Here is a 21,870-nt window from a genome sequence, read left to right as displayed (position 1 = left end):
CCTTAGGTAAAATACCAGTATTATCTTATATATAATCAATGCCAATTGATTCCTGAAACAGGAAAATCAAGGAACTTCTATGATGCTGATTTGCCCCCAGTGTACATTTCCCAACTCTGATCATAATAAATTCTGTCAAAATTGTGGCACTTCCCTAACTGATAAAATCCGCCTTGATACCCATGATAATGTGGTATTAGATATAAATTATTTTGGTGACGCGGATATACGGTTAAGGGATATTGAGTCTGAGCAGATGCAAACTCTGACACAATTGGAAAATACTTGTTCTCTGTTGTCTATGTCAGAAATATCCACGGATACGGTGGAAGTATCGTCTGGAGAAAACCCGGATTCTTCCCTGACTATCTTGCAATTAGACTTAGACCATGAAACGGAGGACAGAATTGTCAGTGATCAGATGACAAATATACCGCTATCCCCTCCGTTAGTTAGTTGGGAATATGCGGCATATACTGATACTGGTCGTCAACGAAATCATAATGAAGACTATTTTGCTATTGATAGCAAAGTTCACAAACAAGAATTACCAGAGGGTGCTAGTCTCACAAAGAGGGGTTTGTATATTCTCTGTGATGGTATGGGTGGTCATGCCGGAGGTGAAGTGGCCAGTAAATTGGCTGTGAATACTATCCGTAAATACTTTCAACAAACCTGGACTAGCGGGGAATTACCTAATCAGGAAAGTATTAAAGAGGCGGTTTATTTAGCCAACCAAGCCATTTACGACCTGAATCAACAACAAGCCCGTTCGGGAATGGGACGCATGGGTACTACTTTGGTAATGTTGTTACTTCAGGATCAGCAAGCAGCGATCGCTCATGTAGGAGATAGTCGTCTTTATTGCCTAACTCCCAGGGAAGGACTAGTACAACTAACTATAGATCATGAAGTCGGTCAACGGGAAATTTCCAGGGGTGTAGAACCAACTATAGCTTATGGCCGCGCCGATGCTTACCAACTCACCCAGGCTCTTGGTCCGCGTGATCAAAATTACCTCGATCCCGATGTATCTGTTTTTGATATTCATGAGGATATGCTTCTGCTGTTGGTATCAGATGGTTTATCAGATAATGAATGCTTAGAAACTCACTGGCAAACTCATCTTCAACCTTTATTGAGTTATGATAGTGACTTAGAAATGGGTATTCAAAATTTAATTGAGTTGGGCAATGAATATAATGGTCATGATAACATTACGGCTATACTTGTACGAGTAAAAGTCTCCCCATCTCAACCCGCTTTGTCATCAATTTAGTTTTTTGTTAGTTTTTTGTTCTGAGGTTTTAGGTTGTATTGTGATTACTTTGACTCTATTAGAAAAAATCACAAAAACACCGCTCCAGCAGTGGCACTTTCAAGATTCTACCGTCATTCGCATTGGTCGAGCGGTAGATAATCACATTGTCTTGAGTGATAATTCTGTTTCTAGATATCATTTAGAACTAAGACATACTACTAATCCCCAGGGATACAATTGGGAAATCATTAGTCAAGGTACTAATGGCACTTTCCTTAATGGTAGTTTAATTACCAAGTCTATACTCACAGATAATTCTCTCCTGCAATTGGCGATAGGTGGACCTTTAATCCAGGTGCAAATTCAGAAATTATCTCCTGTAATTACTCCCCCTTTATCCTCCCTGGCTGGGGAAATTAATCAGGTGATAAAACCTGTATCTTCTGCTTCTCGTTGTACCCATGAAGGAAATGATCCGGGAAATATATTTTGTGTTCATTGTGGCCAACCCATTTTCGTACAAAAGACTATTCGCTATTATCAAGTAATACGCACCTTGGGTAAAGGTGGCATGGGTACTACCTATTTAGCTTGGGATGCTACAGGTCATACTACTAATGTACCACAATTGCTGGTATTAAAACAAATGAATGCTGATATGGCAAAAATTCCCAAAGCCCGAGAGTTATTTGAGAGAGAGGCAAGTATTCTCAAATACCTTAATCATGAGGGAATTCCTAAGTATTATGATTTCTTTGTGGAAGATGGTAAAAAATACCTGGCCATGGAATTAATTCACGGACAAGATCTAGAAAAACGGATTTTGTTAACAGGACCTGTCACACCTCCACAAGCGATCGCCTGGATGGTACAAACTTGTGATATTCTAAATTATCTTCATAGCCAAGAACCGCCACTAATTCACCGGGACATTAAACCAGCTAATTTGATGGTGCGGGGTAGTAATAATAGTATTGTGGTTTTAGATTTTGGGGCTGTCAAGGAAATTGGTACAAAACCAGGGACAAGAATCGGCGCTGAGGGTTATTGCGCTCCTGAACAGGAACGCGGACAACCACTTACCCAATCTGATTTATATGCTATTGGTCCAACGCTAATTTTCTTATTAACTGGGAAAAATCCTTTAAAATTCTATCGTCAACAGGGGCGAAATTTTCGCTTTGATGTTAAGGGTATACCCGCCATTACTAATCAGTTAAGACAGGTCATTGAATGCGTTACCGAACCTTTACCTGCGCGTCGTTATCATACCGCACAAGAGTTAGCTCAGGCATTAAAATCAGTCAGCAGATAGAAGAATTTGGTTAGCGGTGAGGTTTAATTTAGGGAAAACTTGTGAAATTATTTGATCATTGTCTCTAAACTGCTTTATTTGATATTCATCACCGATTAAAGAACAAACTGATACAGTCGGCTCTTTTGGTTCACCAACGAATTTAGAAGCGCCAAAAGGTTGATAATCAACAATCCAGTATTCTTTAATTCCCATTTCTTCATAATCACTATATTTTCTATAGTAATCAACTCGCCAATTTGTGCTGACAACTTCAATAAGTAATGGTACGGAATCACTCTGGATAACAGTTGACTCTTTCTCCCATAACGGTTCATTAACTAAGTTAGTGGAATCTATCAACAAAACATCTGGACAATAGACTGATTTCGTTGTTGGTGGTTTAACTAGTGCCTGTTTAGGAATAAAATAGGGAAGATTTAATCGGTCAAACTCAACTGTCAGTTTTCTGGACAAAAACCCTGTTCTGCTTTCGTGTTTTCCTAATGGTGGGTTCATCTCGATAATTTCCCCATCATGCAGTTCATAAAATCCGCCTTCTGGTTTCCATTTAATAAACTCCTCAAAGGTTACTAATTTGGCTTTCGGTAAGGCTTGAACCATAATTTATCTGCCTTCATCAAGATGGCTGAGTATGTTAGGATACTGAAATGTCTATTTTTATTGTGCTAAATCTATAATAGAATTGTGGCTAATTTCACCCACCATTAAAGCAAGGACAATGGGACGCAAGCCCATTGCTATGCTACAGGTAGGAGTATTTGCGCCTGAATCTATTACAGAGAAATAGCTGGTATACAATAAATGTTTATTCGTCGTCCCATGTTTCTACCGCCAATAAATCGCTAATTGGATCTTGGGTGCTAAATCCAAAGTCTAACAACTCTTGTTTCCAATGTTGCCACTCATCGCCATAGAGTAAGGCAATCTTCCAAATTCTATCATGGGGTTTGATAATATTGGATTCTACCAGTGATTGCACGTTACGTTGCAATTTCACCATGGGGTGAATTACTTGCTGAATCATAACCTCGGTGTATTTCAGATTTTTGTGTGTAAATGCTTGATTAAAACAGCTTTCCGTTAGCAATTATTACCTGTGCGTGGAGCAATTATGGTTGGTGGCATATAGCTAGCTAGTTCTAACTTTTCCAGTGTACCATAACTAATGATAGTAAATTGCTAGAGAATTCGGTTTCGGTTTCGGTTTTGTACGGTAATTACTACCACTAAAGGCCAATTAGGCAAATAGTAGTGACGATTTGCGGTCTACAAGGTTTTTAGTCCTGTGATAGTTATCATAACGCAGTTAGAGAAGATTGACAGGGATTTTTCAAATTTAAATTTTTTTTGGGGATGGATGGGAATTTTTCAAATTTAGTTGTGGAATAAATGTTTTGTGTGAAAGATAGTTAACCATGGTTATCTTTGCGGCTCGATGGCTGCATATTATATTTCGTTCGTTTATTTTATTTTGATTCTTAACATATTACAACATATCTATGGAATAATGGCAAGTGTTTTAGACACAATTATTTTTGGGATTGTACCAAAAGTGCCTTTCCCCGAAGGAATTTGTTGGGGTGCGACCCCCTTGCTTAGTAGCGTCCACAAAGTCAGGGACGAATTATGATAATCTGATAAACTTAGCTACAATTTACCTTCAATATTTTTTGAAAAGAAAGATGATGAGAATCAATAATCATAAATCAGCTAAAAATATTAATACCAGGTTTTTAGGGCAAAAATTGGGAAATAAAGGTAAAAAATGGATTGCAGCCTGTGGTGTAATCGTTTTCATGCTGGGAGGTTGCAACAGTTTGAAGAAAACCACCTCACTTGAAACCAGTAACGGACAAGGAGAAAAAACCACCGTACCCAGAACAGAAATTGCTCCTCCTCCGATCTTTTCCTCCTCTGGAGATCCTAACTTTGTCGTTAAAGTAGTCCAAAAAACTGGCAATGCTGTGGTTCGCATTGATTCAACTAGAACCGTCACTACTCAAGTTCCTGACGGATTTTCTGATCCCTTTTTTCGCGGCTTTTTTGGTAATGTAATTCCATCACAACCCAGAGCAAGAGTAGAAAGGGGTAGCGGTTCTGGGTTTATAATTAATTCATCTGGACAAATTCTCACCAATTCTCATGTTGTAGACGGTGCTGATTTAGTTACAGTTACTCTTAAAGATGGCCGAACTTTTAAAGGTAAAGTATTGGGGGAAGATGCAGTCACGGATGTGGCGGTTATTCAAATTGATGCGAATAAATTACCTACCCTAGCTTTAGGTAAATCTGACACCTTACAACCAGGAGAAGCTGTGATTGCTATTGGTAATCCTCTGGGTTTAAATAATACTGTCACATCTGGAATTATCAGTGCTACAGATCGTTCTAGTAGTGATATTGGTGCGAGTGATAAGCGCGTTGATTATCTGCAAACAGACGCAGCAATTAACCCCGGAAACTCCGGTGGACCATTATTAAATGCCCGTGGTGAAGTTATTGGCATGAATACAGCAATTATTCAAGGCGCTCAGGGTTTAGGATTTGCCATTCCTATAAATACAGTCCAAAAAATTGCCGAAGAATTAATTGCTAAAGGTAGAGTTGATCATCCTTATTTGGGAATACAAATGGTAACACTCACACCGGAAGTCAAGGAAAAAATAACTACTAGATTTGGTGATAGAATCAATTTAGCCGCAAGTCAAGGAATTTTATTAGTTAGAGTTGTTCCCAACTCACCCGCAGCTATTGCTGGACTAAGGCCAGGAGACGTGATTAAAAGTATTAATAATCAACCAGTTTTGAAAGTTGATGAAGTGCAAAAACTAGTAGAAAATAGTAAAATTGGTATTCCTTTACAAGTGCAAGTAGAGCGTAATGGCAGAATTTTTCAAGTTTTAGTTAAACCCGCACCTTTACCAGTTAATAAAAACAGTTAATATAGCAGTTCCCATGCTCTTGAGGTACAAAGTTTTTTAGTTTTAGGGAACTCTTAACAGTTGACAGTTGACAGTTGACAGTTGACAGTTGACAGTTGACAGTTGACAGTTGACAGTTGACATGACAGTTGACAGGGAACTCTTAACTCTTAACAGGAAAGAGGTTTTGGGCAACTTTACTTTTGGTTACTTATGTCGGTTTTTTTTCGTTCACCTACTTAGTCCGTTCCTTGGGGATATTATAGTAATAGTACATAACTTAATTGCTGTGTTATCCACTCGTCAGCGTCAAGAACACGATATTGATCAAGATGATCAGGAGTTACAGCAGTTCCCGATATTATGAAGTACAGATATTAATAATAAAACTCTTGTGGTGCGGGCATCTTCTTGTGATATTAATTAATAATAATAATATTAATAATAAAACTCTTGTGGTGCGGGCATCTTGCCCGCACAAAGTGTACCTCACTCAAAGCTACTTGCTGTAAATGAAATGTATCAACAACAAAATGTATCAACAACAGTTAGAAGAGATTAAAAAACAAGAACGACAAGAAGGACTTGATAGAGGGATTATAGAGAACGACGCGCTATGATTGAAAGTATCTTGCCAGTGCGTTTTGGGGAAGTTGATTCACAATTAACAACAATTATCAACTCTCTGATTGCTATGAAGAGAGAAGAATTTACTCCTTTGCTTTTACAATTATCCAGTGAGGAATTATTAGCTAGATTTGTGTAACTGAGTTCCACAAAGCGACAAAGCGAAGCGAACAGTATTCGTATTAGATAGGGGTAAATTCAGCCACAGATACCATATACTTATGCAACTTCAGTTATTAATGGCTTATTTGTTTAGCTGACAGCGGTTAAGTGGTTCTGGTATTACGTTGCTAAACCAAGGAAAATGCAGTTACTTATAAGTGACTGTTAGCCCTAACAAACTTTTCAGCTACCTTACTGATATCTGAATCCACAATTTCCCAATTACACATAGGCAATGTTCTGGGGTGCCTGGAGTGCTTCGTTTAATTCCATAACTCGTGCGAGGTACAAGGGGACGCTATCGGAGGGCGATCGCACATCATCAATGGTATAATCGTCAAAACGGCGATAATGAAATTTGATATGAGAAAAATCTAGAGATTATATGTTAAAATTAGCGCCAATCATTAAATTAGGTAATCCGATATTACGACAAAAAGCGGCTGCGGTTGAGAATGTTCAAGATGAGAAAATTCAAAACCTGATTGATGAATTAATTACCTCAGTTGCTCAAGCTAATGGGGTGGGAATTGCTGCACCACAAATAGCAGCATCATACCGTTTATTTATCGTCGCTTCCCGTCCTAATGCTAGATATCCCCACGCACCAGAAATGCAGCCCACCGCAATGATCAACCCCCGAATTGTTGCCCATTCTTCGGAAATAGTCAAGGGTTGGGAAGGTTGTTTAAGTGTTCCGGGAATTAGGGGTTTAGTTCCTAGATATCAAACAATTGAAGTTGAGTATACAGACCGTTATGGCAATTTCCAAAAACAAGAATTAACGGATTTTATTGCCCGAATTTTTCAACATGAGTATGATCATTTGGAAGGATTAGTATTTTTAGATCGTGTGGAAAATAACCACGATTTAATTAGTGAAGAAGAATATCAGAAATCTGTAATTGGTAATGGGTAATGGGTAATGGGTAATGGGAAGAAAAATATTATTTCCTTCCCAAAATTTATTTACAGCAGTTTCCGATCTTATGAAGTACAGATATTAATAATAAAACTCTTGTGGTGCGGGCATACTTCGACCAATCTCAGTACAAGTCTTGCCCGCACAAAGTGTACCTCACTCAAAGCTACTTGCTGTATTTGATCAGAATCCTAACTTTTCTAAAACAGGTTTTGTAGACACAATATGTCTTTCTAAACCCAATTCTTTAGGACTAACACCTAAAGCTAAAGCAATTAATTGGGGTAAGTGTAAAATTGGTAAACCTAATTTTTGACCAATGACCTTTTCTACTTCCGGTTGACGAGAATCTAAATTCAAATGACACAGAGGACATGGTGTGACAATACAATCAGCCCCATTAGCTACAGCCTCTTGAATATGATTTCCTGCCATTTGGAAAGATTCTGTAGTCGCATAGCTAGACAAAGGCCAACCACAACATTGAGTCCTGCCACGATAATATACAGGTGTCGCTCCTACAGCCCGAAATACATTTTCCATTGCTTCGGGTTGAAAAGGATCATCATAAGGCATGGATTTTTGAGCGCGAAGCAGATAACAGCCATAAAAAGCTGCACATTTTAATCCACTTAATTTCTTGTTAACAAGCTGAGAAATTTCCTCTAAGCCATAATCTGTCACCAAAGCATACAAAAGATGTTTAACTTCTGTACTCCCCCGATAAGGAGAACAGCCTTCTTTTTCCAGTAAACCATTAACTTTGTTGAGATAATCGGGATTTGTAGATTGACATTCTTTTAATCGTTCATCAACATGACCAAGAACACCCTGACAAGTGCTACAATGGGTTAGTAAAGGGAGATGCAAAGATTCCGCTAAAGCGATATTTCTAGCGTTAACAGTGTCTTCTAATAATTGCGAATCTTCTTTAAATGTACCAGAACCACAACAAGCAGCTTTTTTCAATTCAATCAGTTCAATACCTAACGCTTTAGTTAGAGATTGGGTGGATAAATACAGTTCTCGACAAGCTCCTTGGGCTACACAACCGGGATAATAAGCGTACTTGAGAGTTTTGGATGGCATAAAAGTATACTTGATTTAGATTTTAGAGGTAATTGGGATTTGTTATGTATTGGTAGTGATTAGTAGTAAGGACTTAAATCCGCTAATCTTCAATTCTCAGTTTTCATGATAGAACCTATACTCAGATTCACTCTTTCCGATAAGATGTATATGGCCAAAAAAACTTTGTTCATTGAGAGCAAATCATAGCAACTTGTTAAGGACTTTTATTTATGAGCCAAGCAGATACTTTTGAAAAAGTAAAAAAAATTATCATTGAGCAACTGAGTGTAGACAAACCCGAGAAGGTTATACCAGAAGCCAGTTTTATTGACGATTTAGGGGCTGATTCCCTAGATACAGTTGAGCTAGTCATGGCCTTGGAAGAAGAGTTTGAGATCGAAATTCCTGATGAAGCGGCTGAAAAAATTACAACTGTTCAGGCCGTGGTAGATTATATCGATAGTCACGTTGCTGCATCTGCTTAGATAAGTGTTAATTCAGTATAGGCGGGTTTAAAGAGATATTTTGCAGGTATACAGATTAACTGGATAAACCCGCCGGTACATGAGTGTTGAGTGTTTAAACTGTAAAAATTCCAGGAAAACCCCAAAAGTCCTCATCCAAAAGTCCTAATATTGAGAAGACAGTATACTCAAAATTTATGGATATTTGACTGGAAACTCAGCACTCTTAATTGTTCAATCTGCTGCTTTTTCGCCATATTTTTTTTCGCCATATTTAATGTAATCATGACAGACTATAAACGTAATCGCGTTGTTGTAACAGGTGTGGGCGCGATTACACCCATTGGAAACACACCCGCCGAATATTGGCAAGGATTATTGAGCGGACAGAATGGTATTGACTATATTACCGCTTTTGATGCTTCTAAACATAGTTGTCGCATTGCTGGTGAAGTCAAAAACTTTGATCCAGAGACTTACTTAGAACGCAAAGAAGCCAAGCGCATGGATCGTTTTTCTCAATTGGGTGTATCGGCGGCTATTCAAGCTGTTGCGGATTCCGGGTTAGTAATTGACGATCTCAACGCTGAACAAATTGGCGTGATCATCGGTTCTGGTATTGGTGGCATTAAAGTATTAGAAGACCAACAAACCATTTACTTAGATCCTAAACGTGGTCCTAGTCGTTGTAGTCCTTTCATGATTCCCATGATGATCGCCAATATGGCAGCGGGATTAACAGCAATTCATACCGGTGCAAAAGGTCCTAATTCCTGTTCTGTAACAGCCTGTGCGGCTGGTTCTAATTCCATTGGTGATGCTTTTCGTCAAATTCAATGGGGATACGCTAAAGCTATGATTTGCGGTGGCTGTGAAGCAGCAGTTACCCCCCTATCAGTGGCAGGATTTGCCTCTGCACGGGCTTTATCTAGTCGCAATGATGATCCAGCCCATGCTTGTCGTCCCTTTGATAGGGATAGGGATGGGTTTGTGATGGGTGAAGGCGCGGGAATTTTAATTCTCGAAGAGTTAGAACACGCCATGAAGCGTGGCGCACGGATTTATGGGGAAATTGTCGGTTATGGGATGACCTGTGATGCGTATCATATCACTGCGCCAGTTCCCGGTGGTTTAGGTGCGGCTAGGGCGATAGAATTAGCTTTAAAAGATGGGGCGATCGCCCCAGAAATGGTAAGTTACATCAATGCCCATGGGACAAGTACACCAGCCAATGATGTCAACGAAACCGCCGCCATTAAGAAAGCTTTAGGAGATCACGCCTATAAAATAGCCGTCAGTTCCACTAAATCCATGACAGGACACCTTTTAGGTGGTTCGGGAGGAATTGAAGCCGTAGCGACAATTTTAGCCGTAGCTCATGACAAAATTCCCCCTACCATCAACATCGAAAATCTTGATCCAGAATGTGATTTAGATTATGTCCCCCACACCAGCCGCAGTCAAATAGTCGAGGTAGCCTTATCTAACTCCTTTGGCTTTGGTGGTCATAATGTCAGCCTAGCCTTCAAGAAATTTACTCCTTAAAGATACTTACTAGTCAGGTAATAGGTAATAGGTAAAGTTAATAACCCAATTATCCATTACCAAGACTTGTATTATTGATCCCCGCATAATTTTGCTCCTAGTTTGCCTTTGAGAAATGAACACAAGGCAAGTATGATAGAGAAATTCATAGCTGAACTAACGGCCTAGCTAATGCCAAGCTTTGGGAACGCATGATTAAATTTATTGGCCTGATTCATCACTAACAATCCTCACAATCCCGCTTGTCCATTGATAATTGGGAATGAGATGATGAACAAAGTGGGATCATTTGCTCATGAACCCACAAAAACGCTAAAAAGAGTCCTAACCCGTCCTTAACAATTAGAGATTATGGCAGTTGCAACCCAATCCCTCCAAGAACTTTGTATCAATTCTATCCGCTTTTTGGCTGTTGATGCCATAGAAAAATCCAAATCGGGACACCCTGGACTACCGATGGGTGCGGCTCCCATGGCTTTTGTCCTTTGGGACTCCTTCATGCGGTATAATCCCAAAAATCCTCAGTGGTTCAACCGCGATCGCTTTGTTTTATCCGCTGGTCATGGTTCAATGTTACAGTATGCCCTACTGTACCTCACAGGCTACGATAGCGTTACCATAGACGACATCAAACAATTTCGTCAATGGGGTGCTAAGACCCCAGGCCACCCCGAAAATTTTGTGACAGCTGGTGTAGAAGTTACCACAGGTCCTTTAGGTCAAGGAATTGCCAATGCTGTCGGTTTAGCAGTAGCAGAAGCACACCTGGCCGCTAAGTTCAATAAGCCTGATGCGACAATTGTTGATCACTACACTTATGTGATTCTTGGTGATGGTTGCAACATGGAAGGGATTTCTGGTGAAGCAGCTTCTATCGCTGGACACTGGGGATTAGGTAAACTTATTGCTCTCTATGACGATAACCACATCTCAATTGATGGTTCTACAGATGTAGCATTCACCGAAGACGTTTCTAAACGCTTTGAATCTTACGGTTGGCACGTTCTGCACGTTAAAGACGGTAACACAGATTTAGAAGGCATTGCCAAAGCGATCGCCCAGGCAAAAGCAGTTACAGACAAACCCACCATGATTAAGGTGACAACCACCATCGGTTATGGTTCTCCTAATAAAGCTAATACTGCTGGTATTCACGGTGCTGCCTTGGGACCTGACGAAACAATAGCTACCCGCAACAATTTAGGCTGGGAATACGATGCTTTTGTCGTTCCCGAAGATGCCCTCAACCACACCCGCAAGGCTGTTGAACGCGGTGCTGCTTACGAATCCGAGTGGAACAAAGCTTATGCCGAATATCAAGCTAAATACCCCCAAGAAGCCGCTGAATTTGAACGTTTGATTAGTGGCAAATTACCAGAGGGTTGGGATCAAGTATTACCTACCTACACAGATGCAGATAAAGCATTACCTACCCGCAAACACTCGGAAACCTGCCTCAACAAATTAGGTGCTGTTTTACCGGAATTAATCGGTGGTTCTGCTGACTTAACCCACTCCAACCTCACTGAACTTAAAGGTACTGGGGACTTCCAAAAAGGACATTTCGGCAATCGTAACATTCACTTCGGTGTCCGGGAACACGCCATGGGTGCAATTTGTAACGGTATGGCTTTACACCGTTCCGGTTTAATACCCTACGGTGCAACCTTCCTCATCTTCACCGATTATATGCGGGCTGCTATTCGTTTGGCTGCTCTTTCTGAAGCTGGCGCAATTTGGGTCATGACTCACGACTCCATTGGCCAGGGTGAAGATGGTCCTACTCACCAACCCATTGAAACTTTAGCTTCTTTGCGGGCTATTCCTGATTTAACCGTAATTCGTCCCGCAGATGGAAATGAAACCTCTGGTGGTTACAAAGTTGCCATTGAAAAATCTAAAGCACAAGCTTCTACTTTATTAGCTTTCACTCGTCAAAATGTTCCTAACTTAGCAGGTACATCTATCGCAGGTGTCGCTAAAGGTGCATATACAATTGTTGATTGTCAAGGTACACCAGATATCATCTTAATTGGTACTGGTTCAGAATTAAGTCTTTGTGTGAGCGCCGCAGAGAAACTGACAGCAGAAGGTAAGAAAGTTCGTGTTGTTTCTATGCCTTCTTCTACCTTATTTGATACACAAGATGCAGCTTATAAAGAGTCTGTTCTTCCTCGATCTGTTACTAAACGCCTATCTGTAGAAGCGGCTAGTAGCTTCGGTTGGCATAAGTATATCGGTAGTGAAGGCGATACCGTCAGTATTGATACTTTTGGTGCTTCCGCTCCTGGTGGTATTTGTTTAGAGAAGTTTGGCTTCACAGTTGATAATGTTTTAGCTAAAGCCAAAGCATTGTTAGGTTAATTACAGCAAGAGTCAGGAGTAAAATTGGCTTATTGTCTGGCTTTGATTAGATTTTGTACCTCATTGATTTCCAATCCGCTGTATCATAGCATCAATATTCTCTGATTTTTTAGGTGGGCTAAAACGCTCACCTTTTTTTATACAAAGAGTTTAAATTAATACTAATAAATATGTAAAAACCACGGATACTTTTACTTTTAACTCCTGAATTTTGCTATTTAGAAGTTAGCACCCAGATTCCGCACATAATTTATTATTCATCTTTTCAAGAATTACAGCACTTACGCACAAGTCGCGGAATAAGAAACCACTCCAGGCACAGAGGTAACAGAGAAATGGGGGTTTAGGGAGAGATATTTTGCGTAAGTCCTGAATTATTCCCTTGACTGAGCGGTTAGACAAATAAATATTAATACTTAAAATTAAATAATACAATAGATACTTATAAGAAAGATTGTAGGGACAATATTCTGGACATACTAATTGTTATTTTAATTTTAGTGACATAAGAAATCTTAATATAAATACCCTAGAAATTAAAAGTAAATCGTGTTATATCTTTAATAAAGCATTCTACCTTATATATACTTATGAACTTCTCACTTTTACTTGAATCAGCCCTAAAGCTGACATACGACAAACTAAGTGGCTTTTCTGATGTTAATAATAATTTCTGGCAGGTTTTCGATAGCGCTTTTGGGACGCAATACAACCGCAGCGCGGCGGAAATTCTGCGATTAGATTGGCAAGGGGGTAATTTCAGTCAACTTCCCCAAATAGAAGTTGTTAGTAACACCATTCTTGGCAATGCTAATGGGGCCTATTCTACTAGCACTAATAAGATTTACTTATCAGATAATTTTGTCGCAAATGCGAATTCAGCAGCAGTTAGTGACGTAATATTAGAAGAAATTGGGCATTTTGTAGATGCTCGGATTAATCAAACGGATAGCGCTGGAGACGAAGGGGCGATTTTTGCCGCTTTGGTACGAGGTGAAAGTCTGAATGGGACAACTTTACAGAGTTTGCAAGCAGAGAATGACCACGCTACGATTATAATAAATGGAGAAGCGATCGCAATTGAACAGAGTGCTTTAACCACAAGAGACTTAAATAGCGTTACTGCTGCGCAACTTGTTAACACTTTAATCGGCAACTCCGGTATTACACCAGACAAAATCAGCAACATCAGGTTTACCGGTGCAAATGTTGCCGGGGGTACTTTTACTGGTGGACAAGGAACAATAGGCATTAACGGTATTGTTCTGAGTACCGGAAATATTGATGTTGATGATGATCCTTCAACCTACTCAACTTCTAACGGTAAATCAGGTGACAGAGATCTAGATGCCATAGTCAAAACTATAGTCTCTAATAACAGTACCTATGATGCAGCAGTATTAGAGTTTGACTTTATTCCGACCTCGAATACTATCAGCTTCTCCTATGTATTTGCCTCTGAAGATTATCCTGAGTTGGGAAATTCAAGGTTCAATGATGTTTTTGCCTTTTACCTGAATGGTAAAAACATTGCTTTCGTCCCCGGTGCGACAACTCCTGTTTCTATCAATACTGTTAACGCTGAAACGAACCGGGCATTTTTCAAACCTGATTATTATGGAAATATTTTAGGTACGAAGTTCGATGGTTTCACAACTGTATTAAGTGCAGTAGCAACGGATCTTATTCCAGGTCAAATTAATCACATAAAATTAGCGATCGCTGATACCCGTGACTCCGCTCGTGACGCGGCAGTTTTTATTCAAGGTTTTAGTGACCCAAGTACCATTGTTAAAGTCATAGCTACAGATAGCGACGCTGGAGAAGGAACACCAGCTAACCCAGGTGTGTTTACGATTACTCGCACAGGTAGCACTAACAATGCTCTCACAGTTAGTTACACAATTTCGGGAACTGCATCTACTGGTGACTACAGCCCCATTCCTTCTACCGTAACCTTTCTGGCGGGAGAGACTTCAAAGACCGTCACCATTACTCCCGTTAATGATAATCTTGTCGAAGGCAGAGAAACCGTAATCCTGTCATTAATTAGTGGCACTAATTACAGTTTAGGCACAGACAATAGTGCAACAGTAATCATCACTGACAATGATGTTGATCCGGGACGTGCTGATGTTAGCCTATCGGTTAATCCTGCTAGTGTTCTTGAAGACGGGACGACAAATCTAGTTTACACTTTCACTCGTGCTGGAGATCTGACTAATGCCTTAACTGTTAACTTCAATGTTGGCGGTTCAGCTACTTTCAGCAGTGACTCTAATTACACTGACTATACTCAAACAGGAGCAGCCAGTTTTGGACTAACAAGAGGATCGATTACCTTTGCTGCGGGTGCAAGTACAGCCAATTTAACCATTAACCCCAAAGCAGATACCACCTTTGAAGGTAATGAAAACGTTGAGTTAACCCTAGCTCCTGGATCAGGTTACGTTATCAATACAGCCACCGCCGTCATTGGAACTATTATTGATGAGGATACCAATGTTAACGTAGCCGTATCCCCTGATAGCGTAAATGAAGATGGTACAGCTAACCTGGTTTATACCTTCAGTCGGTATGGAAAGATAGACAATGCCTTAACCGTTAACTATAGCATTGGCGGTACAGCCGATGGTGCTGACTACACAGGAGCAACACCGGGAACAGGTAAAACCATTACCTTTGCTGCGGGTCAAACTACGAAAACCGTAACCATTAACCCCACAGCAGACAGCACATTTGAAAATGATGAAACAGTTATTTTCACCATAGCTAGTGGCACAGGTTACACCGTTGGTACATCAGGATCAGCAACGGGAACTATTAATGATGACGATACTGCTAGTATTACCGTAACCGTAACTCCAAGCAGCGTATTTGAAGACGGGACAACCAAGCTAGTCTATACTTTCACTCGCAGTTATCCTGGTGGTACCAGCCAGTCCTTAGGTAATCCCTTAACCGTTAACTATAGCATTGGTGGTACAGCCAATGGTGATGACTACACAGGAGCAACACCGGGAACAGGTAAAACCATCACCTTTGCTGCGAATTCAGATACAGCTACTTTAATCATAGACCCCAAAGCAGATACCATCGTTGAAAGTAATGAGACAGTAGCTGTCACCTTAGCTAGTGGACCAGGTTATACCCTTGGTACAACAGCACCCGTCGTAGGAACTATTAACGACGACGATACTGCTAGTATTACCGTAACCGTAACTCCAAGCAGCGTATTTGAAGATGGGACAACCAACCTAGTCTATACCTTCACTCGCAGTTATCCTGGTGGTACCAGCCAGTCCTTAGGTAATCCCTTAACCGTTAACTATAGCATTGGTGGTACAGCCAATGGTGATGACTACACAGGAGCAACACCAGGAACAGGTAAAACCATCACCTTTGAAGAGGGTGAAAACACAGCTACTTTAATCATAAACCCCAAAGCAGATACCATCGTTGAAAGTAATGAGACAGTAGTTGTCACCTTAGCTAATGGACCAGGTTATACCCTTGGTACAACAGCACCCGTCGTAGGAACTATTAATGATGACGATACTGCTAGTATTACCGTAACCGTAACTCCAAGCAGCGTAAATGAAGACGGTACAACCAACCTAGTCTATACCTTCACTCGCAGTTATCCTGGTGGTACCAGCCAGTCCTTAGGTAATCCATTAGCCGTTAACTATAGCATTGGTGGTACAGCCAATGGTGATGACTACACAGGAGCAACACCGGGAACAGGTAAAACCATCACCTTTGCTGCGAATTCAGATACAGCTACTTTAACCATAAACCCCACATCAGATAACAACTACGAAGGTAATGAGACAGTTGTTGTCACCTTAGCTAGTGGAACAGGTTACACCGTTCATACACCAGAACCCGTCACAGGGACTATTAATGATGACAATGACCGTCCAACTTTATCATTCAGTGGGTTTAACAATAACATTTTTGTTGAAGACTTCAATAATAGTGCTGTAATAGTTGTAGACCTTATCGGTGCTAATGGACAACTCGTCACTAGTAAAGACGACATCACCTTCAATTACACCACCAGTCCGACAGGTGCAGTTTCCGCAATACCGGGCGTTGATTATAATAATAGTAATAGTTCAGGAACGGTGACTATCCTCGCCGGCACTTCCTCCGGCATTATCCGTATCCCCATTCTCACAGACAACATCAATGAACCCGATGAATCCTTCTTAGTAAAACTTTCCAATGCAACTAATGCTACTATCGATCCAAGTGTAACCGATGATGGCATACCAATCTTTATTACTGATACTTTACCAAGTGCACAGACCCGCACCTTACCTAACCTCGTAGAGAACCTCACACTCATCGGCACTGGTAATATCAATGGTACAGGTAACGCAGGTAATAACGTCATCACTGGTAATAGTGGCGACAACACCCTTACTGGTCGAGCAGGAAACGATACTTATGTCTTTAGTGTTGCCAATGCTTTGGGAGCAGATACCATTGTGGAAGCAGCAAACGAGGGTATTGATACTATTGACTTTAGTGATCCTAAGACTAATATTGCAGGTCCGGTAAATATTAACTTGGGCATCACCACACAGCAATCGGTAACGGTCAGTAACCTCAAACTCACTCTTTCTGCCGGAAATGTCATTGAAAATGCGATTGGTGGGGCGGGAAATGACCTGATCACTGGTAATGCCCTAAATAATTTGTTACAGGGCGGTAGTGGTAATGACCGACTGAGCGGACAGAACGGAAATGATATCCTCATGGGAGGACCTGGCACTGATAATCTCAATGGAGGAAATGGTAATGATACTTTGTGGGGAGGGGGTAATTCTGGATCAATTGTTGATCCTTCCCTAATTGATAATCTCAATGGAGGACAGGGTCAGGATAGATTTTGGTTCAAGAGAGATTACTCTTTCTCTTCTTCTCCCTCATTAGGTCTTTCTTCAATCGAGAATTTTGTCGAAGGAGAAGATAAAATAGCATTAAGTAAAGCTAGTTTCAATGCTATTAGTGTTGACAGTGGGGATCTATCGGCGACTGATTTTGCCGTGGTTACTGATGATCCTTCAGCAACTTTTAGTAATGCCCGCATTGTTTATAGCCAAAGCACTGGTTATGTCTTCTATAACTCCAACGGAAGTGCTGCGGGTGGAGAATCTCGGTTTGCCAAAGTTGATCCTGGTATCACTCTTGACAGGAATGATTTTACTGTCATTGGTACCCAGTCAAGTTCAGTGGACTACGTTTTAAGTGACCTGTACGAGAATTTTAATCTCACCGGCACTGGCAATATCAATGGTACAGGTAACATAGGTAATAACGTCATCACTGGTAATAGTGGCCATAACATTCTGGACGGAGGAAGTGGTAATGATACTCTCATAGGAGGAAGTGGTAATGATACTCTCATAGGAGGACTCGGTAATGATCAGTATCAGTTCAATGGAGTCTTCAACAATTTAGGTGTTGATACCATCAATTTTCAAGCGGGACAAATTAGTCAAGGAGAAAATAGAGACAAGATTGCATTGAGTAAAGCTACTTTCAGTGCCATTACTAATGCAGTGGGACAGGCTCTGACTGATTTTGGAGTAGTTCCTAACGATAATTCAGTAGGTGCTAGTAATGCCCGCATTGTTTATAGCCAAGGCACTGGTAGTCTTTTCTATAACTCCAACGGATCTACTCCGGGTGGGGAATCTAAGTTTGCCGTTTTAAGTGATCCTACTATCACCCTTGTGAGTAGCGATTTTACTTTGATTGCCTAATACGCGCTCAACTGAGATCTTACATCCTTACTTCCTACTAGTTTGGATTTGACACAAATCAAAATCAGGTTCCCCTAATTCCCTATTGCTGGAGAATTAGGGGAATATTTTTTTAAGTTTCCCCCCCTAATTACTCATTTCCTGGAAATTGCCAATACTTTCCATCTCCGCCGCGATAAAATTCTCAAACACAGTATCGCAGATTATCTATGATAGAACCCGACTGGAAAACCGTCAAAACCTACGAAGACATTATCTATCAAAAAACCGACGGTATCGCTAAAATCACCATTAACCGTCCCCAGAAACGTAACGCATTCCGTCCCAAAACCGTCTTTGAACTATACGAGGCTTTTTGGGACGCTAAAGAAGATACTAATATTGGTGTAGTTTTATTTACGGGTGCAGGACCTCATACAGACGGTAAATACGCCTTCTGTTCAGGGGGAGATCAAAGTGTCCGGGGACAAGCAGGTTATGTAGATGATGTTGGTATTCCCCGCTTAAACGTTTTAGACTTGCAACGTCTCATTCGTTCCATGCCTAAAGTCGTCATTGCCCTAGTTGCCGGTTATGCTATTGGTGGGGGTCATGTTCTGCATTTAATTTGTGATTTAACTATTGCGGCCGATAACGCCATTTTCGGGCAAACAGGACCCAAAGTAGGCAGTTTTGACGGTGGTTTTGGTGCGAGTTATTTAGCGCGAATAGTAGGACAAAAAAAAGCGCGAGAAATATGGTTTCTTTGTCGTCAGTATAACGCTCAACAGGCTTTAGAAATGGGCTTAGTTAATACTGTTGTCCCCGTAGAACAACTAGAGACAGAAGGGATACAATGGGCGCGAGAAATCCTCGAAAAAAGCCCTATAGCCATTCGTTGTCTCAAATCAGCATTTAACGCCGACTGCGACGGACAAGCCGGTTTACAAGAACTTGCCGGTAATGCCACTCTTCTTTATTATATGACAGAAGAAGGCGCGGAAGGAAAACAAGCTTTTTTGGAAAAGCGACCTCCCAACTTTCGAGAATTTCCCTGGTTACCTTAAAGCTTAAAATTATATCAGTCCCTAAGACCGTGATAACATCAATAGTGTTTTACTTCCTGGAGACTTACGGAAAATATCTCTCGAACCCTCTTTCCTTCTCTTCCTTAGTTCCTTCGTGGTTGATTCTTTCCTGACTTTTATATACTAAAATCGCACCTGTCAGGAAGGTGCGATTTCTGAAGATCTCAAAATTGGAAACACTAATAAATTGCAAGTCAAATCTTATTAAGGTGGACAGAAAATTGATAACAATAATCGTGCGTAATTAAATTACTACATTCTGATTTATTACCTCTTGCGTGGTATAAGTACGGGTCTCTTCAACACAATTAATTGTCAGATGATCTAAATCCGCTGCAAGAGTTTGAGAAGTTGAAATAACAGGCCTTGGTACTGGTAAACTCCAAGCATCTTCTAGAGTTTCCCAAGCGGGTGCAAAAGCTGGTAACGCTAAGGGACAAGCTTTCCAAACACCTTGGACCGGTGCGGTCAACTTTTCACACATACCACCACGGCGACCCTGTGGCTGGTAATAACGACAATAACGACAAGTAGATGTTAAACGCTTAATTGCTTGATATGCCTTCATCTTCAGTACCATAGGACTAGCCAACATACTTATATATTTTCCTTGTTTACCAAAATAGGGATGAAGGGCAAAAAGTTATTATTGGATACGGGTTCTAGCCATTATTATCAATAAATAAACTTTATTATCTCTTTAGATTCTTGTTATATTTGTAAATGATTCTTAGAGTGTCTACATACTCACTTTAAACTAAAACATATTAGGGATCAAGGTTAAAAGCCCGATTTTAGATTTACTCCGATTTTTTTAGTCTACTTTGGATAGATTTAAACTCAGTTTTTAGCATCTAGTTGACTCCATTATTTACAATCAACTGACAATAGTTAAATATCATAATCAAGGCTGATTATTTACTTCAACAGCTTAGAACAGCACAGAGAACAAACATTCCAGCGTTCAAGTTCACCTGGTGGGCTAGGACATTGACATTCGGGACATAAAGGGAGATAATGCGATCGCTCCTGCATCATCCTAGCCCAATTCTCAAAAGCACCTAGAGTATTGTCAAGACTCGGTGTGACTAACTTCTCAGGAACTAGATCATCAGCAACATAACTGGGGTGTTCTGAAGCAGAAATAGTTATTTGTGTTTCCGTCGTTGGTAAACTCTTCCACCCCGCAGTCGAAAAGCGAATATCTATCAAAGATGTAGATAGCTTGTGGTTTAATTTCATCAATATGGTTTTCCGTTCAAAGGTCAAATTTTGCGCCCAAGCAGCGCTAGACGTTGCTACCCACACAACATCACGTTGAATTGACAAAGGTCGAGTTTGTACCGCAACCCCAGCACCGACAATTTCCACCCAACAATTCAACAAGCGCGGAAATAATTGTTCTTGCCATACTGCTGACCGTTTAATACCTTCTAAAATATTATTAATTGATTTAAAAGACATATTTTCTTAGTAGTTTTACTATTTCCAGTATTGAGTAATTATACATTATCTTATTTGTCATTACTTAATCCTTGATGAAGATAGTAACTTGAAATTCACTAAATCTAACTATCAACTATTTGTTGATATCTGTTTAGCCTTGGTTTCTGCTATTAGCCAATTCAGGTAATCCTGATTTCCTTGTTCAATTGGTAAAGCCACCACACAAGGTACTTCATAAGAATGTTTTGATTTCACCTTTTTCGTTAGTTCTTCAAGTAAATCCCCCCGCGATTTCATAATTAAAATAGCTTCTTTTTCTACTTGTAATTCGTCGTTCCACCAATAAATACTGTCCATACCATCAATTATATTAGCACAGGCAGCAAGACGAGCTTCTACTACGGCTTTACCTATATTAAGAGCTTCAACACGATCTTTACAAGTGATGTAAACAAAAATAAATTCCATGTTTTGACCATTAACTATTAAATGGTTATTATATCTGAAGAGGGTAGTAATTGACAATTTTTGTAGCTGTTTGGTAAATTTTTATTCTATCTTCTCAATAAGTGGGGGTAGACTATCTATTGAATAAAGATTTTACGGATTTTGATGCTTGTAAACGATTTATACCAGATTATTCAGCAGTTACGTATTAGTCAGATATAGTCAGATAATTTAAACTTTCCTTGATTTGGGGTCAAGTCATAATACCTGCCATTTGCAACACTTTATCAGTAAATATATGACAAATAAAACTACATCTCCTTCCCAAAACACCCGAACCATAAGTTAGACGGGTTAATATAGCCGTATATACTTGAATCAGGTACGAAAATTAGGAAAACCGCTGATACAAACTTAATTTTACTCCTTTCCTTGTCTTCTTTCTCCTGACTTCTGACTCCTGAATTTTTCTCTGTAT

Annotated in this window: 16 protein-coding genes and 1 pseudogene; 11 read left to right on the top strand and 6 right to left on the bottom strand. The window is 40.2% G+C overall.

All coding sequences use genetic code 11. The annotated features are described in order from the left end of the window. Positions 1-238: 238 nt before the first annotated feature. Together FFO06_RS02785 and FFO06_RS02780 are read left to right on the top strand one after the other, a co-directional pair. A pseudogene (locus FFO06_RS02785) lies at positions 239-1,279 on the top strand (serine/threonine phosphatase); the annotation flags it as partial. A 40-nt stretch (positions 1,280-1,319) separates the two neighbouring features. Next, on the top strand, positions 1,320-2,576 hold the full coding sequence (locus FFO06_RS02780; protein WP_137906661.1) for an FHA domain-containing serine/threonine-protein kinase: 1,257 nt from the start codon (positions 1,320-1,322) through the stop codon (positions 2,574-2,576). Here the strand turns inward: FFO06_RS02780 and FFO06_RS02775 are convergent. Beyond that, complete coding sequence (locus FFO06_RS02775) at positions 2,562-3,179, bottom strand: Uma2 family endonuclease (protein WP_137906660.1); 618 nt, start codon at positions 3,177-3,179, stop codon at positions 2,562-2,564. The two genes, FFO06_RS02780 and FFO06_RS02775, sit on opposite strands and share 15 nt — an antisense overlap. Positions 3,180-3,384: 205 nt before the next feature. Further along, positions 3,385-3,603 carry a DUF4327 family protein gene (locus FFO06_RS02770; protein ID WP_137906659.1) on the bottom strand — a complete coding sequence of 73 codons (219 nt, stop codon included), beginning with the start codon at positions 3,601-3,603 and terminating at the stop codon, positions 3,385-3,387. A 658-nt stretch (positions 3,604-4,261) separates the two neighbouring features. Between FFO06_RS02770 and FFO06_RS02765 the strand changes: the two genes are divergently transcribed. The 4 genes from FFO06_RS02765 to def all read left to right on the top strand — a co-directional run bounded on the left by FFO06_RS02765 (position 4,262) and on the right by def (position 7,208). After that, entirely contained in the window at positions 4,262-5,521 is a 1,260-nt protein-coding gene (locus FFO06_RS02765) for an HhoA/HhoB/HtrA family serine endopeptidase (RefSeq protein ID WP_137906658.1), read from the top strand. A gap of 121 nt (positions 5,522-5,642) precedes the next feature. After that, positions 5,643-5,867, top strand: a complete 225-nt coding sequence (locus FFO06_RS02760) for a hypothetical protein (protein WP_162501167.1) — start codon at positions 5,643-5,645, stop codon at positions 5,865-5,867. A gap of 249 nt (positions 5,868-6,116) precedes the next feature. Next, positions 6,117-6,266, top strand: a complete 150-nt coding sequence (locus FFO06_RS21800; RefSeq protein ID WP_236097054.1) for a hypothetical protein — start codon at positions 6,117-6,119, stop codon at positions 6,264-6,266. A gap of 408 nt (positions 6,267-6,674) precedes the next feature. Next, positions 6,675-7,208, top strand: a complete 534-nt coding sequence (gene def / locus FFO06_RS02750; RefSeq protein ID WP_137906656.1) for a peptide deformylase — start codon at positions 6,675-6,677, stop codon at positions 7,206-7,208. Between the two features lie 186 nt (positions 7,209-7,394). Here def and FFO06_RS02745 read toward each other — a convergent pair whose 3' ends face one another. Further along, positions 7,395-8,300, bottom strand: a complete 906-nt coding sequence (locus FFO06_RS02745) for a CoB--CoM heterodisulfide reductase iron-sulfur subunit B family protein (RefSeq protein ID WP_137906655.1) — start codon at positions 8,298-8,300, stop codon at positions 7,395-7,397. A 212-nt stretch (positions 8,301-8,512) separates the two neighbouring features. On the opposite strand from FFO06_RS02745, the gene acpP reads away from it, so the two are divergent. From acpP to menB, 5 genes are all read left to right on the top strand, one after another. Further along, complete coding sequence (gene acpP / locus FFO06_RS02740) at positions 8,513-8,767, top strand: acyl carrier protein (protein WP_137906654.1); 255 nt, start codon at positions 8,513-8,515, stop codon at positions 8,765-8,767. A gap of 264 nt (positions 8,768-9,031) precedes the next feature. Next, entirely contained in the window at positions 9,032-10,291 is a 1,260-nt protein-coding gene (gene fabF / locus FFO06_RS02735; RefSeq protein ID WP_137906653.1) for a beta-ketoacyl-ACP synthase II, read from the top strand. Between the two features lie 351 nt (positions 10,292-10,642). Next, positions 10,643-12,655 carry a transketolase gene (tkt, locus tag FFO06_RS02730; RefSeq protein ID WP_137906652.1) on the top strand — a complete coding sequence of 671 codons (2,013 nt, stop codon included), beginning with the start codon at positions 10,643-10,645 and terminating at the stop codon, positions 12,653-12,655. A 590-nt stretch (positions 12,656-13,245) separates the two neighbouring features. Continuing rightward, entirely contained in the window at positions 13,246-18,432 is a 5,187-nt protein-coding gene (locus tag FFO06_RS02725; RefSeq protein ID WP_137906651.1) for a choice-of-anchor L domain-containing protein, read from the top strand. A gap of 209 nt (positions 18,433-18,641) precedes the next feature. Continuing rightward, positions 18,642-19,478, top strand: coding sequence for a 1,4-dihydroxy-2-naphthoyl-CoA synthase (gene menB / locus FFO06_RS02720; RefSeq protein ID WP_228036691.1), 837 nt, complete (start codon positions 18,642-18,644; stop codon positions 19,476-19,478). Between the two features lie 265 nt (positions 19,479-19,743). On the opposite strand, the gene FFO06_RS02715 is transcribed toward menB, so the two are convergent. The 3 genes from FFO06_RS02715 to cutA all read right to left on the bottom strand — a co-directional run bounded on the left by FFO06_RS02715 (position 19,744) and on the right by cutA (position 21,413). Then, complete coding sequence (locus FFO06_RS02715) at positions 19,744-20,094, bottom strand: hypothetical protein (RefSeq protein ID WP_228036692.1); 351 nt, start codon at positions 20,092-20,094, stop codon at positions 19,744-19,746. A 323-nt stretch (positions 20,095-20,417) separates the two neighbouring features. Beyond that, positions 20,418-20,963: a DciA family protein gene (locus FFO06_RS02710; protein ID WP_137906650.1), complete on the bottom strand. Its 546-nt coding sequence runs from the start codon at positions 20,961-20,963 to the stop codon at positions 20,418-20,420. A 111-nt stretch (positions 20,964-21,074) separates the two neighbouring features. Next, the gene (gene cutA / locus FFO06_RS02705; RefSeq protein ID WP_137906649.1) at positions 21,075-21,413 is read right to left on the bottom strand and encodes a divalent-cation tolerance protein CutA; all 339 of its coding nucleotides are present in this window, start codon (positions 21,411-21,413) and stop codon (positions 21,075-21,077) included. Positions 21,414-21,870 lie beyond the last annotated feature (457 nt).

Source organism: Dolichospermum planctonicum, from assembly GCF_005402965.1.
Classification (GTDB): Bacteria; Cyanobacteriota; Cyanobacteriia; order Cyanobacteriales; family Nostocaceae; genus Dolichospermum; species Dolichospermum planctonicum.
This window is presented reverse-complemented; position numbering and strand designations above follow the sequence as displayed.